The following is a 17904-nucleotide window of genomic DNA, read 5'->3' on the forward strand; positions in this document are numbered from 1 at the left end:
TGCTCTTCTCTTAATAATCTATGTCAAAAAACACACACATATAGATACAAATTATGCATCAAATAAAAAACCACCGACCAATAAATAAAAAACGCTGTTTATTAATTAATAAACAACGTTTCAGCAAAACAAAAATATTGATAATTAGAATGGGAATAATAGCGGGATCAAGAATACGCTAATAAACATCACAATAATGGTAAATGGCACCCCAATCTTAATAAAGTCTGCAAACTTATAACCACCAGGTTCAAGGATAAGCGTATTAACCGGAGATGAAACAGGTGTCATAAATGCTGCGGAAGCCGCGACACCAATCACCATTGCAAATGGTAATGGTGAAACATTCATTTGGTTTGCAGCAGCAATAGCAATTGGTGCCATTAATACTGCGGTTGCCGTATTCGAGATAAACAACCCGATTGATGCGCAAAGTATAAATAAACATACCAACATCACTTGAGGACCGGCACTACCTGCAACATCCATTAAGCCATTTACAATAAGCTCGATACCGCCTGTTTTTTGCAATGCGGCAGCAAAAGGCATCATACCGACAATTAAAATAATACTTGGCCAATGAATAGAACGATAAGCACTTTCCATATCAATACAGCGGAATTTACCCATCAATAAACAAGCAATAAGTGCCGCAATAAAATTAGGGACTTCATTCGTTACCATTAATGCCACCATTAATGCTAACGAAAATAATGCGTGAGGTGCTTGAGATGAAGCAGGAGCAACCGTTTCAATTTCAGCAGCCAGATTTAATACGATAAAATTACGCGGTTTAGTTGATAAAACGCGAATAAGTTTCCAATCACCAATCACCAATAACACATCGCCAAGGCGTAATGGCTCATCGACTATTTTACCCGGTAAGGCGCTTCCTTCGCGACGGATCGCAACGACATTTAAGCCATAACGAGTACGAAATTTAATTTCTCTTAATGATTTACCTAATAATTCAGAATCAGGATTCATTGATACTTCAGCAAGCCCTACATCACGAGATTGTTCAGAAAAGTATTCACCTCGTAGCACCATTGGCTCTAACATCTGTTCACGACAAAACTCACGCAAATCGACATCACTGGCTGACATATCAACTAATAAAACATCACGTTCTCTTAATTCAGTACCACCGGTTGCGCTAACCATAACACGCCGAAACCGCCTCCAGCGTTCGATCCCGACAACGTTTGCACCATAACGAGAACGTAAGTGTAATTCATCAAGTGAATGGCCTATTAGCGGAGAACCTTTACGAATGGCTAAACGACGAGCACGTCCTGCTAATTGATAATCACGAATAAGATCACGGAAAGTTCGACGATAAGCCTCTTTTTGCTTACCATTATCATTGTTTCCTAGCCACCGACGTACCACCAGCATATATAAAATGCCTGCGAATAAGACGGCAATACCAATAGGTGTAATGGAGAAAAATTGAAAACTTGGCAATCCTTCTCTGACTAATTCACTGTTAACAACCATATTAGGCGGTGTCGCCACTAAGGTCATTAATCCACTGATAAGACCCGCAAAACCTAGCGGCATCATTAAACGACCTGGTGATGTTTTCATGCGAGCAGCAACGCTCAGCACAACAGGAATAAAGATAGCTACCACTCCTGTTGAGCTCATGAAAGCACCTAGACTTGCAACGCATATCATTAATAGCACAAGCATTTTAACTTCACTGCTACCCGCGACACGTACAAGCCAGTCACCCATTTGATAAGCCACACCTGTTCTCACTAACCCTTCGCCAATAACAAAAAGGGCCGCAATAAGTAATACGTTAGGATCACTAAATCCTACTGTGGCTTCATTTAATGTAAGTGTACCGCTAAGAACGAATGCGATGATGACAAGTAAAGCGACCACATCCATGCGGATTTTGTTGGTCGTAAAAAGGACAATAGCTATCAATAGCAGGCTTAAAACCCATAATAATTCGCTATTCAAAATGGCCTCGATCAGCAATAAGTGAAAACAGGTTAAGACATCAATTCACTACATTGATAAGTAGACCATTTTTACATCCATAAGTCTTCTAGTATGATCAAAGAAAAAACTATCTTTTGTGCGTTATTATCACTTTTTCAGCTTGCTTCTCGATTTGAATATCATTTAAAGAATCAATAATTAAATGAATCTCATTACGGCGAGGAAGGGATAGAGGTGCATGAACAGCAACGACTTGGCATCCTGCATCTAAACCAGAGTAAATACCCGCTGCTGCGTCTTCAAAAACCACACAATCTTGTGGTAATAAACCCAATTTCTTGGCACCCAAAAGATAAGGTTCAGGATTAGGCTTACCTCTACTAATACATTCCGCTGTAACCCAGTGTTTAGGTTCAGGAATACCCGTGACAGATTGGCGTGTTGAGGCAATAGGAACAGTGCCTGATGTAACAATCGCCCAAGGAATATTTAAGTCATTAAGGCGATTAATCAGTTCAATAGCACCCGGAAGCGGTGCTAACCCTTCAGTTTGTGTTGATTCTAATTTTTCTAACCAACGGAAAGTTTCAGTTATCTCTTGTTCGGTTGCATTAGGCATAAAATGGCGAATCGACTCAATGGCAGGTTTTCCGTGGATGTAGTCATTAATCTCTTGTGTTGATACACCTACGCGCTCACCAAATAGCGCCCAACAATGCTCAACAACCGGTAATGAATCAACTAATGTTCCATCAAGATCAAACAGAAAACCTTTACATGTGATTGCCATATTTTATGCCTACCTTTACCTTACAGTGATGCGCTAATAATTACGCATTAAGTATTTGTTGAATTTCAACGGAGCTAAGGTGATATTGGCGAGGACACGCTAACCAAACGTTAAGCATTCTTTGGTATTTCTCCCACATTGGAGTTTGAGAGTTAAAACCATGACTGCCACTATCGAAATGCGTGTAACGCCCTTCTGTATTCACCATAAAGCGCACATAGCTAAGATAGCGGGATTCTGTCGCCGCATCAAAGCCTATAAATGCGACACGACGAGCATCAGGCATCTCTTGTTCTTTTAAGTTATCACGGGAAACTTGCAATGCATGGTACATTTCCATGACGTTAATAATGGTACGGCAGGTCTCTTCTGACATTTCATCGAAGTCACGGTCAAGTTCACGTAATTGTAATCCATACCCACGTTCAATAATTGTCTGATAGCGACGATAACGTTCAGCGTTATCAGGATCCATCATAGTCATCATTTTATATTGATTAGAGAGGATCAAGCGTTGTGCGTGTGTCATTTCCATCATTAATTCTCCAAAGAAATTATTGAGGAGAGCATGACATTAATCAAAAGTATTGAGTAGCGCTAACAACGCATTTTTTGATCTCAATGGGGTAATTCAGATAACAATCAGACAAACGAAGAAGGTAGAACAAATGTTCTACACATCATCAAGAAAAGAGCGATCAAGTTGCTTAAAAGCACGCTTTAATAAATGGGCTAAAGAAAGGTAAGTCGGTGTTTGCTCAACAGGGGCTAAAGCGATGCCTGCTTCTTCAAATTTCTCACGAATTTCATAAAACCAACGTAATAACGTAGCAGGAAGTGGCGTAGCTGCACGTTTACCCAACCACCATAATCCTTGCATTGGCAAGCTACAAGCAAAAAGCGCGGTCGTAATTGCAGGTCCCAAATTACCGCCTAATGCGATTTGCCATGTCATTGTAAAAATGGCGATAGGTGGCATATAGCGAATACCAAAGCGTGTGGCTTTGACAATACGATTTTCAGGGAAAACAGGTGCTAACTGCTTTTCAACCGGCCAGGTTTTTAAATACTCGTTCCCCAAACGAAGCTTCTTAAAAAAGCCTGGAGGAGTCACTGTCGGTTCGCTCATAATGACCTCAATCAATTTCTTCTGTAACTTTTAAAAAATACCTATAAAGAATAAAAATCTTTTAGTAGAATTAAGTATATTTTGTCTTTGTTGCCTTTACTCTGTATCCTGTGCCCATTCTAAAGGTTTGTGGCAATAAAGCGCTATATTTTGTTTGCCGGCGTGATTTTCAACCCTTTTCGCCGATTTTAACGCGAAAAGCTAATGGGTGAATAAAAATCGTCCAATTAATGATTGGCAACTATAATTAGCATCAAGTTTTTTACTTTAAGCATGATGCGCGTCATTAATGTCATCATAGTAATGCGATAGGCTTTTATGATTGACGTTTTATTAACCACCGTCTTTATAATATAAAAGACACTACGACAACAAGATAAATAGGTAATTCCATGTCAAGTAAGCTGGTGCTGGTACTGAACTGCGGTAGTTCTTCTCTTAAATTTGCAATTATCAACCCAGAAAATGGTGAAGAATTCCTGTCAGGTTTGGCTGAATGCTTCAACCTTCCTGAAGCCCGCCTGAAGTGGAAAATGGATGGCCAAAAACATGAAGCTGCGTTAGGCGCAGGTGCTGCTCATAGTGAAGCATTAAACTTTATCGTAAACACTATCCTGGCTGAAAAACCAGAATTGTCTGCACAAATTGCTTCTATTGGTCACCGTATTGTTCACGGTGGTGAAAAATTCACTAAATCTGTCGTGATCACTGACGAAGTTATCAAAGGTATTGAAGCTGCTATTCCATTTGCTCCACTACATAACCCAGCTCACCTTATTGGTATTGAAGAAGCGCGTAAAGCATTCCCTCATTTAATTGAGAAAATGGTTGCAGTATTTGACACTGCATTCCACCAAACAATGCCAGAAGAAGCTTATCTGTATGCACTACCATACAGCTTATATAAAGATCACAGCATCCGTCGTTACGGTGCTCACGGAACTAGCCATTTCTACGTTTCTCGTGAAGCCGCTAAAATGTTAAACAAACCTGTTGATGAACTGAACGTAATCACTTGCCACTTAGGTAATGGTGGTTCTGTTTCTGCTGTTGTTAACGGTAAATGTGTTGATACTTCTATGGGTCTGACTCCATTAGAAGGTTTAGTAATGGGAACTCGTAGTGGTGATATCGATCCTGCTATCGTGTTCCATTTACACGACACTTTAGGTATGAGCGTTGAAGACATCAACAAACTGCTGACTAAAGAATCTGGTCTGTTAGGTTTAACAGAAGTCACTAGTGACTGCCGTTATGTTGAAGATAACTACGACACTAAAGCAGATGCTAAACGTGCAATGGACGTTTACTGCCATCGTTTAGCCAAATACATCGGTTCTTACTGTGCACTGATGGAAGGTCGTTTAGATGCTATTATCTTTACTGGTGGCATCGGTGAAAACGCAGCAATGGTACGTGAATTATCTCTGAAAAAACTGGCTCTGTTAGGTTTTGAAGTGGATCATCAACGTAACTTAGATGCACGTTTCGGTAAATCAGGCACTATCACTACCGATAACAGCCGTCTTGCTGTTGTTATCCCAACTAACGAAGAGTTAGTTATCGCTCAGGACGCAAGTCGCCTGACCGCTTAAGTTCTTTGATGTACTGCCAGTGTCATGCTGGCAGTACTGTTTTACATAACGAGCAACCGATATTTAAAGAGGTTTCCGTGTCCCGTACAATTATGCTAGTCCCAACTGATACACGCGTGGGTTTAACCAGCGTCAGCTTGGGTGTTATCCGTTCTATGGAACAAAAAGGCGTTCGCCTTAGCGTGTTCAAGCCAATTGCACAACCTCGTGTAAAAGGCGCTTTAGATCAGACAACTGCGATTATCCGCTCTCACTCCACTATTCAATCATCAGAACCTTTAAACATGGATTATGTTGAGTCTCTACTCAGCTCAAACCAAAAAGATGTTCTGATGGAAGAAATTGTTGCTAGATACCATGAAAACACCGCTGATGCAGAAGTTATTCTCATCGAAGGTCTGGTACCTATGCGTAAGCATCCTTTTGCACAATCATTAAACTATGAAATTGCAAAAACATTAGGTGCTGAAATTGTTTTCGTTACTGCATTAGGTAACAACACTGTTGAACAGCTAAAAGAGCGTATCGAATTTGCGCGTGCTGAATTTGGCGGTGTAAAAAACCAAAACATTACAGGCGTTATTGTTAACAAACTAAATGCACCTGTTGATGATCAAGGCCGTACTCGCCCTGACTTATCTGAAATCTTTGATGATTCAAGTAAAGCAATTATCTCTAATGTCGATTTAAAAACCATTGAAAAAAATAGCCCACTGCCTTTACTGGGTTGCATTCCTTGGAACTTCGATTTAATCGCCACTCGTGCAACAGATATGGCAAAACACTTAAATGCGACTATCGTCAATAAAGGCGATATTGAAACCCGTCGTATTAAATCTGTGACTTTCTGTGCCCGTAGTATTCCACACATGTTAGAGCATTTCCGTCCAGGTTCACTTTTAGTAACTTCAGCGGATCGCCCAGATGTATTAGTTTCAGCGTGCCTTGCAGCAATGAATGGCGTTGAAATTGGTGCAATTCTACTAACAGGTGGCTACCAAATCGATGCACCAATCAAACAACTTTGTGAACGTGCATTCGAAACTGGCTTACCAATCTTTATGGTTAATGCGAACACTTGGCAGACTTCTTTAAATCTGCAAAGCTTTAGCTTAGAAGTTCCTGCTGATGACCATGAACGCATTGAGAAAATTCAGAACTACGTTGCTCAACATATCAATACACAATGGATTGATTCACTGACCGCTAACTCTGAACGCCCTAACCGTTTATCACCACCAGCATTCCGTTATCAATTAACAGAATTAGCACGTAAAGCGAAAAAACGTATCGTTTTACCAGAAGGTGATGAACCACGTACAGTTAAAGCGGCTGCTATTTGTGCTGATCGTGGTATCGCAACTTGCGTACTGTTAGGCGATCCTGAAGAAATTCGTCGTGTAGCAACCGCACAAGGTGTTGAATTAGGCACAGGCATTGAGTTAGTCAATCCTAAAGAAGTACGTGAAATCTATGTACCTCGCTTAGTTGAACTGCGCAAAAATAAAGGTATGACAGAAGTTGTTGCTCGTGAACAGTTAGAAGATAACGTTGTTCTTGGCACATTAATGCTGGAAAAAGGTGAAGTAGACGGCCTAGTTTCTGGTGCTGTTCATACAACTGCTAACACTATTCGCCCACCACTACAGTTAATCAAAACTGCACCAGGTAGCTCATTAGTGTCTTCTGTGTTCTTTATGCTGTTACCAGAACAAGTTTATGTTTATGGCGACTGTGCAATTAACCCAGATCCAACAGCAGAACAGCTGGCTGAAATCGCAATCCAATCTGCAGACTCTGCAATTGCATTCGGTATCGACCCACGTGTTGCGATGATCTCTTATTCTACTGGTAACTCTGGAGCAGGTAGCGATGTAGAGAAAGTTCGTGAAGCAACACGTTTAGCACAAGAAAAACGCCCTGATCTGATGATTGATGGTCCTTTACAATACGATGCGGCTGTTATGGCTGATGTTGCTAAATCTAAAGCACCAAACTCACCAGTTGCAGGTAAAGCGACTGTGTTTATCTTCCCTGATCTGAACACTGGTAATACCACTTATAAAGCGGTACAACGTTCAGCTGACTTGGTTTCAATTGGGCCAATGTTACAAGGTATGCGTAAACCAGTGAATGACCTTTCTCGTGGTGCATTAGTAGACGATATCGTCTACACCGTTGCGTTAACAGCGATTCAAGCAAGCCAACAAGAAAACGCATAATTATTGAAGTTCGCTTCAAATAAAAAAACGCCAGATGAAATCAATCATCTGGCGTTTTTTATTCTACAGATTTCTTATTTGACTAAAATCCGAGGCAGTCTCAAAACCAAACAACTTGATTCTGTCTCCTTTATAAAAGAGTGTCAAATAAAATCACACATATAAACACCCGATACAAAAACAATTAACGTATTGATTTTACTTGATTATCGATATCTTTATTATTCAGAAAAAGATAGGAATGAGGTGAATTTCTGTTAGTATGCTGGTGAGTGCTTGGATCATTTTGGTTCAAGCATTTGCAGGAGCCAAAAAGACGAAAGCCCCGAATTTTAATTTACTAAAATCCGAGGCTGTCTCAAACCAGACAACTTGATTCTGTCTCCTTTATAAAGGAGTGTCAAGAGAAGTGACTAAGCTTGCCCTATTAGGGCTGATTACTGTATGTATTACAGTTTTGTGTTTTGCTTTACTGAAACATGAAAGATTATGTTCTTTTAATATCAGTAGTGGCGACACCGTAGTTCAAGCTATTTTATCTTGCGATAAATAGTTTTGTGGGGGTAAATTCCCCCACAATTTCTCTCAAAAGTTGTTGAGATTGGTGATCACAAGCACCCTACTTTAATCCACTAGCACACGCTGGTTGGTCGCACCCCACAAAATCGACATCTCTGTAAATAATGCACCACTAATATCTTCAACCTCTTCAGCAGTGATCTCTGCATTACCTTGCTTACCAAAGAACACGACTTCATCTCCTGATTTGATATTTTTAAGATCGGTAATATCAACAATCACTGTATTCATTGATGTTTTACCTAAAACAGGCACACGTTGGCCACCAATTAAAGCATGCCCTGCATTACTAAAGACTCGACGATAACCATCTGCATAACCGACAGGAATATTAGCTAACACTGAGTCACGTTTTAGTGTGTAAGTGCGATCATAACCAACAGTATTGCCTTTAGGATAATAATTGATTGAGGCAATATTGGATTTAAAAGTCATAACACGTTTGTAATCGGTACTTGCAATGGTATCTCCATAAAAAATCCCACCTACACGCACCATATCCAGCCATGATTCAGGTACGGTAATTGTGGCAAAAGTATTTGCCATATGCAGAGTAACGTCTTTACGATTTAGCCCAGTAACATCCAATACCTTTTGTGATTGCTGTTTAAAACGAGCGAGATCTTCTCTTACTTTATCTGCATCTTCTTCAGGATAATGAGACATAATGCCAACCACTTTAAGGTTAGCTAATTGAGTAATTTGCTTCGCCTCTTCGAGCCCCGCATTGTTATTAACTTCTAATCCATTACGAGACATTCCACCTGAGTTTAAGGCAAGATGAATAGGGATTACTTTATTTTGTTGTTTAGCAATGGCATCTAATTTCTTAGCCATATCTAAGTTACCAATCAATTCTTCCACGTTATAGCTTGTCGCCTGAGCCATTTCTTGCTCAGTGGCATTACGTACACGCATTAAACGACCTTGAAATCCTAGATCACGAACTTCTTTTAGCTCTTGGTTATTCGTTACACCAATACATTGCACATTATTTTCAATCATAACAGGTGCAACTAATGATAAATCATGTCCATATGCATCGCCTTTTAAAACAGCACAAAGTGAGGATTTATCACCTAAAAGTGATTGTACTTTTTTCACATTAAAATCAAGTGCACTACGTGAAATTTCAATCCATGAGTTATTCACAATTGCAGGTTGAACCTGAGCAGTTTGAATCGCTGGTGGATTGTGATTAAGCGGTTGTTGGCAAGCAGTGATAACAAAAAGTGGTAACAACGCAAGATATCGAATACCAAAAGACATCTTCTTTTTCCTTAGTGATTGTGATGTTAAACCTATTTTTATAATTAATTAGGTACGAAAATATACACATCGTGAATATTCACTCAGGATGATAGCATTATTATTCATAAAATAAACATATTAATTCAAAATGATATATGTATCAGTCAATGACGAAAATGAATAGAAAAGGGAAAGAAAATTATAGGTGTGATCTCTGTAGGAAACGCCAGTCTATCCCCGTGCATACGGGGAGCACTCTAATCATAATATATTGAATATATAAAAGAAATTTAAGTGCATTATTTCTACCAAAAAAATGCCCGACTGATTAAAAAGTCGGGCATCTATTAAAATTCAATAAACAGCTACTATCAGCGGACAATAATACCTAACAGAATACCGATAACACCGAAGTCTGCATCACTAAATGTAGTGTTAGCAATACCGATATCACCAAGTACTGGTAATAGGAACACAGGTAAGAACGTGATTAATAAGCCTTGAACGAATGCGCCTAAAATCGCACCACGACGTCCACCGGTTGCATTACCAAATACCCCAGCTGTTGCACCCACAAAGAAGTGAGGAACTACACCCGGAATTATTACTGTCCAATCTAAGGCATACAGAACAAACATGCCAATAACACCCGCAGCAAAGCTACTTAAAAAACCAACTAACACGGCATTGGGTGCATAAGGGAATACAACTGGGCAATCTAACGCTGGTTTTGCATTAGGGACTAACTTATCTGAAATACCTTTAAATGCAGGAACGATCTCAGCAATAACCATACGCACACCTTGCAGAATAATATAAACACCTGCTGCAAAGGTTATAGATTGCATTAACGAGAACATAAACCAGTTTTTACCACCACTGACTTCTCGAACAAAAGCATCGCCCGCAAATAAACATGTAATGATAAAGATAATGCCCATAGTGAAGGCAATAGCAACTGGAGTATCACGTAAAAATAGTAAGCTTTTAGGTACATTCATCTCTTCTGTTGAATGCTCTTTATTACCAAATTTACTACCGATAAAGCCCGCAACAACATAAGAAATAGTTGAGAAGTGCCCTAATGCAACATCGTCAGAGCCAGTGATTTTTTTCATATAAGGATGTGCAATGGCAGGGAAAAATACCATTGAAATCCCAACAACTAATGAACCAACCGCAACTAATGCTGTGCCTTCTAAGCCCGCAGTTGCCAAAATAACTGCCACCATCATTGACATAAATAATGTATGGTGACCAGTTAAGAAAATAAATTTCCACGGCGTTAAACGTGCAATTAAGATATTAATCAACATGGCAAAAAACATAATTAATGCCATCTCTTTACCAAAGCTTTTTTGTGCAATAGAGACAATCGCCTCGTTATTAGGCACAACACCTTGAATACCGAATGCATGTTGGAAAATCGTTGAGAAATCACCCAGTGAGTTAATTACAAGACCTGCACCAGCACCTAAAATCACAAAACCCATAATGGTTTTCACGGTGCCTTTAATACATTCTGTAACTGGTTTTTTCTGGGCAATTAAGCCAATCAATGCAATCAAACCCACTAAAATAGCCGGCTCTGAAAGCACATCACTCATTAGAAAGCGGAAAAAGTCCATGATAGGCTCCTTATAACGCGCCTAATTCACGTAATGCGGCAGAAAGCTTCTCTTTCATCGCCACTTTATCAATCATGTTGTCCAGTGAAACAACCTTTCCATTTACCGCTTGTGAATTAAGTTGCTCTGCAATATCGCGCGTACCCACATAGATATCACTTGGTGTCCCTTTTGCTGAACCCAGATCAACGTGATCCACTTCTGCATTCACAGCAAGATCTTTTAGGATGCTTTTGATGCTCATTTCCATCATTAAGCTACTACCTAAACCATTTCCACACACAACAGTAATTTTCATGATATTCCCCTTGGTAATTTAAATCGTCATTAATAGTTGTTGATAACGGCTAATACATCCGCTTTGCTTTTCGCATTAAATAGCTTTTGAATATCAGTGTCGTTATCAAAAAGTTCGGCTAATTTCATAATGGCATTAATATGGCTATCGTTATCTGTTGCAGCCAAAACAATCAGTAATTTCACAGGATCGTTTTCATCAGCACCAAACTCAACACCTTGCTCAACAATAGTTAATGCAAGAGAAAGTTGATTAACACCATCCTCAGGACGTGCATGAGGCATCGCAATACCTGGACCTAATACATAATATGGCCCGATTTTTTCGTGTGATTTATAAATTGCATCGATATAACGAGGTTCAATACAACCTTTATCAATTAATGGCTGACACGCGACTTTAACGGCTTCTCGCCAATCGCTAACGTTTGGAACCACTTGCACCACATCCGGTGTTAATAACGTTTTAAGCATATTTGTAACCTCAATAAGACTCTTTTTGAGCTTCGTTATTAAGGATAGTAATCATTAATGGTAGCGCTATCTAGATAGATCATTCGTAATTGTGATAGCGCTATCATTTTAATGAAATGTTAATTGCAGAAAATGCCAACAATTGACACTGTATTGTTTCAGCATAATAGAAAGATTTCAGGTAGGATCTGCGGTTAATAAAATAGGCTAAGCAAGCATAATCACAAATGATCAAAACACGTAAGCGCCGAAATACAGGTCGCGTCACATTACAAGATGTCGCTAAACATGCAGGAGTCGGTTCAATGACCGTTTCTCGTGCATTGCGAACCCCTGAATTAGTTTCTGATAAGTTACGAGAAAAAGTTAATCAAGCAGTAGAAGAGCTTGGCTATATTCCTAATGCTTCAGCAGGTGCTTTAGCTTCAGCACAAAGCCATATTATTGCTGTACTGTTGCCCTCTTTTACAGATAGAGCCAGTGCGGATTTTATGCAGTCTTTGCAACAAATACTCAATCGTCATCAGTATCAAATTTTAGTCGGTTGTTATGAACATCAGCCTCATAAAGCTAGCGATGTGATCAATATGCTATTGCAAAGTAATCCTGCTGCATTGGTTGCCTTTGGTTCACAGCTTAGCCCAACTCATTTTTTACATATCAGTAATGCCAATGTGCCTGTTGTCAGTGTCGCCAGCCAATCGGATGAGCAGGCAGCAATTAGTATCGATTGTTCTTATGAGCAAGCCGCATATGATTTAACAAACCATTTAGTCACCCAAGGAAAACGTTGTATTGGCTATATTGGTGCGTTACAAGGGCAACGCCTGCACCACCAGCAAATAACAGGTTGGTCACGAGCATTACTCAAAAATTATTTAAATGCTGAACAAAGTGTCACCACGCCCGATCCCGCTTCTATGGCATACGGGCGACAAGCATTAACAGAAATTTTATTGCGTCAACCAGAACTAGATGCGGTTATTTGTAGTCATGAAAGTATTGCGCTAGGTATGATTTTTGAGTGTCAACGTCGATTAATTAAGATCCCACAAGATCTAGCTATTGCTTGTTTAGAAGGCTCTGAAAATAGCGATCAGATATCTCCTTCTCTCACATCAATTCGTTTTGATTATCACAAAATGGGAAAAGAGGCGGGAAAACATCTGATAGCACTTTTACAACGTTTGAGAGACGAAGATGATAACGCTATATTCGAAGATACCGTTATCAACTATGCTTATCGATTTGAACTAGGGCAAAGTACCCCTTAATCTACTGTTTCTCTACTTTCTAGGCGTGTACTGTTGTTACGCGTTAACCAAAGAGAAAGCGCTTTTAATGAATCCGGTGTGAATTCATCACAACGTTCAGTAATTTCAGAGGGAGTTAACCAACACACTTCCTCAATTTCTTCTGCTTGCAGTGCGAAAGGCCCATGAGAAACACAACTAAACAGACTTCCCCATACACGACAACTTTCATCATCATAATAAAATTGTCCATGCTCAGCAAAAGGGACTCCAGCAATACCTAATTCTTCTTCTGCTTCACGACGTGCACTTTCAAGTAAATTCTCACCTTGTTGAACTACACCACCCGCAGTAGCATCCAACCAACCAGGATAAAAATCTTTTGTTTCAGTTCTTCGCTGTGCCAAGATTTTTCCCATTCCATCATGAACCACGATATAAGTTGCTCTATGTCTTAGGTTTTCAGCTCGCATTTGTTGACGTGTTGCTTGTGCAACGACTTCATTTTTATCATCAACAATATCAACCCATTCAACCAATGCCGTCTTTTCTTGTTCCATCCTCAACAAACCTTTTTTAACCGATACTAAACGATCGTAATTTTTATCCTGAATATACCAAAATCACTATTTTTCACCACTACAATAATCATACGTGACTTGTTTTATCCATCTTGCGCTTTTTTGCTTTTTATGATGTTAGAAGGCAGACTGTGATTATCTTATGTATTTAGTGCCTACTTTATTTTGGAGCTTTTATGATTGACTTATATTATGCAGATACCCCAAATGGCCAAAAAATAACGCTTTTTCTTGAAGAAACAGGCATACCTTATCAGTTACATCGCATTGATATTAGTAAAGGCGATCAATTTAAGCCTGAATTTTTAGCAATTTCACCCAATAATAAAATTCCCGCTATTGTAGATAACTCACCGGTTGATGGGGGTGAACCTATCTCTATTTTTGAATCAGGTGCTATTCTTATCTATCTAGCTGAAAAAAGTGGCAAATTGATTAGCCAAAATTTACGAGAAAAAACAACACAACTACAATGGCTGTTTTGGCAAGTGGGTGGATTTGGCCCAATGTTGGGGCAAAATCATCACTTCACTCGTTATGCCACAGAAAAAGTCCCTTATGCGATTAAACGTTATACTGAAGAAACACAGCGTTTATATAGCGTATTAGAGAAAAGGTTAGCGCAATCACCTTACCTTGGTGGACAAGAGTACAGCATCGCGGATATCGCCACATATACATGGGTTCGTCGGCACGAACATCATAACATTGATTTGGCAAATTACCCTGCGGTAGAAAAATGGCAAAACAACATTACCCAACGCCCAGCTGCGAAAAAACTCTTTGGTGAATAAACGCAATTCATATATCAGGATGATATTTATTCTTTATTAGGCAAGATGATCAGGAGGATGGTGATGAAAATACTTATTACAGGTGGTACAGGATTAATTGGCAAAGCATTAGTGTGCGAACTTGCACTATCTAATAATGATATTACGGTGCTTTCTCGTTCACCTCAAAAAGTCTATTCGCATTTTTGTAATGAGATCACCTGTTGGACTCAACTCAACGATAAACAAAATCTTAATGAGTTTGATGCCGTTATTAATCTTGCTGGAGAGCCTATTGCTGATAACCGTTGGACACCTTCTCAAAAACAGAAACTCGTTAATAGCCGTTGTCATTTAACCCAGAAATTGGTTGATTTAATTAAAGCCAGTGATCCCCCCCCTGCTGTTTTTATTTCTGGCTCAGCGGTGGGATTTTATGGTGATCAAGGTGATACTCGAGTCACTGAAGAAACACCAGCAAATCCAGAGTTTACACATGAGCTTTGTGCAAAATGGGAACGTATTGCACTTGAGGCTCAAACACCATTAACACGAGTTTGCTTGTTACGTACAGGGATTGTACTTTCAACACTCGGTGGCGCGCTGCCTAAAATGAGCAAACCCTTTAAGCTAGGGTTAGGCGGCAAATTGGGAAGTGGGAAACAATATATGCCGTGGATCCATATTGATGATATGGTCAATGCGATTATTTTCTTGCTTAAGAACCAAGATACTAAAGGCGCTTTTAACTTAACAGCGCCTGAGCCTGTACAAAATAAAGAGTTTACTCGTCTATTAGGAAAAGCCTTCAATCGCCCAGCCTTAATAACAGTGCCTGAAAGCATATTACGTTTAGTGATGGGAGAAAGCGCCACATTAGTGTTAGGTGGGCAACAAGCCATTCCTGAAAAACTACTTAATGCTGGCTTTGAATTTCGCTACCCTCATTTAGAAGAGGCATTAAAAGATATTATTACCACTGGAAAATAATCTCTTTTTATTCAAAATAGATACTCTAAATAGTTCAAGGTGTAGCTAGGCGACAAGTAAATGAGTCTCTAGGAGCATACAATAGTATGTGACTAGTGCGAATGAACGCCGTCAACAACGCTACAACTTGAAGTATGACGAGTATACTTAGCGAGCAGGCTTATCGCCTTCCCATCGTTGAAACAAATCATCAGGTAAATCAATCTCAAACTGATCGAGTACACGATTAACGGTTTGATTGACAATGTCATCGATGGTTTTAGGCTGAAAATAGAAGGCTGGAACAGGAGGCATAATCACTGCGCCTAACTCAGAAGCTTGTGTCATTAATCGCAAATGACCTAAATGCAGAGGCGTTTCACGCACACATAACACTAACTTACGCCCTTCTTTTAATACCACATCCGCAGCACGAGTCACTAAGGTATCTGTATAGCTATGAACAATACCTGACAGGCTTTTTATTGAGCAAGGTAATATAACCATTCCATTGACACGAAACGATCCTGAAGAGATAGAGGCGCCAATATCGCGATCGTCATAAATCACATCCGCTAAAGCATGGATATCTTTTAGCGAATAATCGGTTTCTAATGAAATAGTACGACGTGCTGCTTGGCTAATGACTAAATGTGTTTCAACGGATGGCACTGATTTCAGTATCTCTAATAAACGTATACCGTAAATTGCACCACTGGCGCCGGTTAGCCCAACTATCAGCTTTTTCATTATGATCCTCAGAATATATACCTTTGTTAATCATTATGATGATTAACCCTCAAAAAACAAGCGTCGATGCAGAACACGCTGGCATCGACGCTTTATAAGAGGGATATCTTACCGAAAAATTAGCCTTCGTTATAGATTTCCAAATTTTCTATTTCATTCTGATCACGAATTTTATGTTCATCATCACGACGTAGATTTTCTAAATAATCCAAGTAATCTTGGTCAATATCTTTTGTAATATAAACACCGTCAAACACAGAACATTCAAACTGATTAATATCAGGATTCTCTTCTTGTACTGCGGCAATTAAATCAGTGAGATCTTGGAAAATAAGCCCATCAGCACCAATTAATTTACGAATTTCATCCACTTCACGCCCATGAGCAATAAGCTCATTAGCATTTGGCATATCAATGCCATACACATTAGGGAAGCGAACTTCTGGTGCGGCTGATGCAAAATAGACTTTCTTCGCACCTGCTTCTCTTGCAAGCTCGACGATTTGCTCTGACGTTGTGCCACGTACAATCGAGTCATCAATCAACAGAACATTTTTATCACGAAACTCTGCACGATTTGCATTCAGTTTACGTCTAACCGATTTACGACGCTCTTGCTGACCCGGCATAATAAAAGTACGACCAACATAGCGATTTTTTACAAAACCTTGGCGATAAGGTTTATTGAGAATATGTGCAATTTCTAAGGCAATATCACAAGATGTTTCAGGAATTGGGATCACAACATCAATGTGTAAATCATCCCACTCTTTCGCAATTTTAGCGCCTAATTTCTGCCCCATGCGTAAACGCGCATTATAAACCGAAATTTTATCGATAAAGGAATCGGGGCGAGCAAAGTAAACATACTCAAATAAACAAGGCATTAATTGCGGATTTTCAGCACATTGGCGCGTAAAAAGTTGTCCTTGTTCTGTGATATAAACTGCTTCACCCGGTGCCACATCACGTAAAAATTCAAAACCTAAAGTATCAAGTGCAACACTTTCAGATGCGACCATATATTCATGGCGACCATCTTCTAAGGTACGTTTACCTAATACTAAAGGACGAATACCAAAGGGATCACGAAAAGCCAGTAAACCATGACCGATGATCAAAGCAACACAAGCATAAGCACCGCGTAGTTTTTTATGCATTGCCGCAACGGCTGCAAAAATATTATCAGGTTCAAGAGGGAAATGGTCAAAACGGTCTAATTCATATGCCAATACATTAAGCAGAATTTCAGAATCAGAGGTGGTATTGATATGGCGACGCGCTGTTTCAAATAATTGGCGACGTAATAAATGCGCATTGGTTAAATTACCATTGTGTGCCAACGTAATACCAAAAGGTGAATTCACATAAAAAGGCTGCGCTTCTGATGCACTAGAACTACCCGCTGTAGGATAACGGACATGCCCTATCCCGATAGTACCTTTTAAACGCAACATATGACGGGTTTCGAACACATCTTTAACCAGTCCGTTAGCTTTGCGAAGACGGAAACCGTTGTTACCGTCTATCGTTGCAATGCCTGCTGCATCTTGACCTCGGTGTTGTAACACCGTTAACGCATCATAAATTGATTGGTTTACTGGATTAGCTCCAGCGATACCGACAATACCGCACATGAATAGATCCTCATCAGCCA

17 protein-coding genes are annotated in these 17904 nt (G+C 39.6%); 6 read left to right on the forward strand and 11 right to left on the reverse strand.

Features of this window, described 5'->3' with window-relative positions; all coding sequences use genetic code 11:
- Positions 1-144 precede the first annotated feature (144 nt).
- From GTH25_RS11565 to yfbV, 4 genes are all read right to left on the reverse strand, one after another.
- Positions 145-1974, reverse strand: a complete 1830-nt coding sequence (locus tag GTH25_RS11565) for an SLC13 family permease (RefSeq protein WP_075670626.1) — start codon at positions 1972-1974, stop codon at positions 145-147.
- A 109-nt stretch (positions 1975-2083) separates the two neighbouring features.
- Entirely contained in the window at positions 2084-2746 is a 663-nt protein-coding gene (locus tag GTH25_RS11570; RefSeq protein WP_075670624.1) for a sugar phosphatase, read from the reverse strand.
- A 40-nt stretch (positions 2747-2786) separates the two neighbouring features.
- Complete coding sequence (locus tag GTH25_RS11575; protein WP_075670700.1) at positions 2787-3281, reverse strand: YfbU family protein; 495 nt, start codon at positions 3279-3281, stop codon at positions 2787-2789.
- A 138-nt stretch (positions 3282-3419) separates the two neighbouring features.
- Complete coding sequence (yfbV, locus tag GTH25_RS11580) at positions 3420-3875, reverse strand: terminus macrodomain insulation protein YfbV (RefSeq protein ID WP_069367978.1); 456 nt, start codon at positions 3873-3875, stop codon at positions 3420-3422.
- 392 nt (positions 3876-4267) lie between these two features.
- Here yfbV and ackA point away from each other — a divergent pair, with 392 nt between their 5' ends.
- The 3 genes from ackA (at position 4268) to GTH25_RS11595 (ending at position 8245) form a co-directional block, all read left to right on the forward strand.
- A complete protein-coding gene (gene ackA, locus GTH25_RS11585; protein WP_006533321.1) occupies positions 4268-5470 on the forward strand; it encodes an acetate kinase in 1203 nt (400 codons plus the stop codon).
- 77 nt (positions 5471-5547) lie between these two features.
- Positions 5548-7692, forward strand: coding sequence for a phosphate acetyltransferase (gene pta, locus GTH25_RS11590; RefSeq protein ID WP_156733721.1), 2145 nt, complete (start codon positions 5548-5550; stop codon positions 7690-7692).
- Between the two features lie 409 nt (positions 7693-8101).
- Positions 8102-8245 (forward strand): Hok/Gef family protein, encoded by a 144-nt coding sequence (locus GTH25_RS11595; protein WP_072063187.1) that lies wholly within the window; start codon positions 8102-8104, stop codon positions 8243-8245.
- Positions 8246-8316: 71 nt separating this feature from the next.
- Here GTH25_RS11595 and alr read toward each other — a convergent pair whose 3' ends face one another.
- From alr to GTH25_RS11615, 4 genes are all read right to left on the reverse strand, one after another.
- Positions 8317-9540, reverse strand: coding sequence for an alanine racemase (gene alr, locus GTH25_RS11600; RefSeq protein ID WP_164530582.1), 1224 nt, complete (start codon positions 9538-9540; stop codon positions 8317-8319).
- A 353-nt stretch (positions 9541-9893) separates the two neighbouring features.
- Complete coding sequence (locus GTH25_RS11605; protein ID WP_164530583.1) at positions 9894-11150, reverse strand: PTS ascorbate transporter subunit IIC; 1257 nt, start codon at positions 11148-11150, stop codon at positions 9894-9896.
- Between the two features lie 10 nt (positions 11151-11160).
- Entirely contained in the window at positions 11161-11448 is a 288-nt protein-coding gene (locus GTH25_RS11610; RefSeq protein ID WP_075670616.1) for a PTS sugar transporter subunit IIB, read from the reverse strand.
- A gap of 29 nt (positions 11449-11477) precedes the next feature.
- Positions 11478-11921, reverse strand: coding sequence for a PTS sugar transporter subunit IIA (locus GTH25_RS11615; RefSeq protein ID WP_075670614.1), 444 nt, complete (start codon positions 11919-11921; stop codon positions 11478-11480).
- A gap of 227 nt (positions 11922-12148) precedes the next feature.
- Here GTH25_RS11615 and GTH25_RS11620 point away from each other — a divergent pair, with 227 nt between their 5' ends.
- On the forward strand, positions 12149-13195 hold the full coding sequence (locus GTH25_RS11620; protein ID WP_088495111.1) for a LacI family DNA-binding transcriptional regulator: 1047 nt from the start codon (positions 12149-12151) through the stop codon (positions 13193-13195).
- On the opposite strand, the gene yfcD is transcribed toward GTH25_RS11620, so the two are convergent.
- Entirely contained in the window at positions 13192-13734 is a 543-nt protein-coding gene (gene yfcD / locus GTH25_RS11625) for an NUDIX hydrolase YfcD (protein ID WP_072063189.1), read from the reverse strand. The genes GTH25_RS11620 and yfcD overlap by 4 nt on opposite strands.
- A 197-nt stretch (positions 13735-13931) precedes the next feature.
- On the opposite strand from yfcD, the gene GTH25_RS11630 reads away from it, so the two are divergent.
- Both GTH25_RS11630 and GTH25_RS11635 read left to right on the forward strand, forming a co-directional pair.
- Positions 13932-14549, forward strand: a complete 618-nt coding sequence (locus GTH25_RS11630) for a glutathione binding-like protein (RefSeq protein ID WP_075670610.1) — start codon at positions 13932-13934, stop codon at positions 14547-14549.
- Between the two features lie 63 nt (positions 14550-14612).
- Complete coding sequence (locus GTH25_RS11635) at positions 14613-15518, forward strand: TIGR01777 family oxidoreductase (protein ID WP_164530584.1); 906 nt, start codon at positions 14613-14615, stop codon at positions 15516-15518.
- Positions 15519-15665: 147 nt separating this feature from the next.
- Here the strand turns inward: GTH25_RS11635 and GTH25_RS11640 are convergent, their stop codons facing one another.
- Entirely contained in the window at positions 15666-16247 is a 582-nt protein-coding gene (locus GTH25_RS11640) for a UbiX family flavin prenyltransferase (RefSeq protein WP_006533335.1), read from the reverse strand.
- A gap of 119 nt (positions 16248-16366) precedes the next feature.
- Entirely contained in the window at positions 16367-17884 is a 1518-nt protein-coding gene (purF, locus tag GTH25_RS11645) for an amidophosphoribosyltransferase (RefSeq protein WP_075670606.1), read from the reverse strand.
- Positions 17885-17904 lie beyond the last annotated feature (20 nt).

Origin of the sequence: Proteus terrae subsp. cibarius (assembly GCF_011045835.1) — a bacterium.
Taxonomy (GTDB): domain Bacteria; phylum Pseudomonadota; class Gammaproteobacteria; order Enterobacterales; family Enterobacteriaceae; genus Proteus; species Proteus cibarius.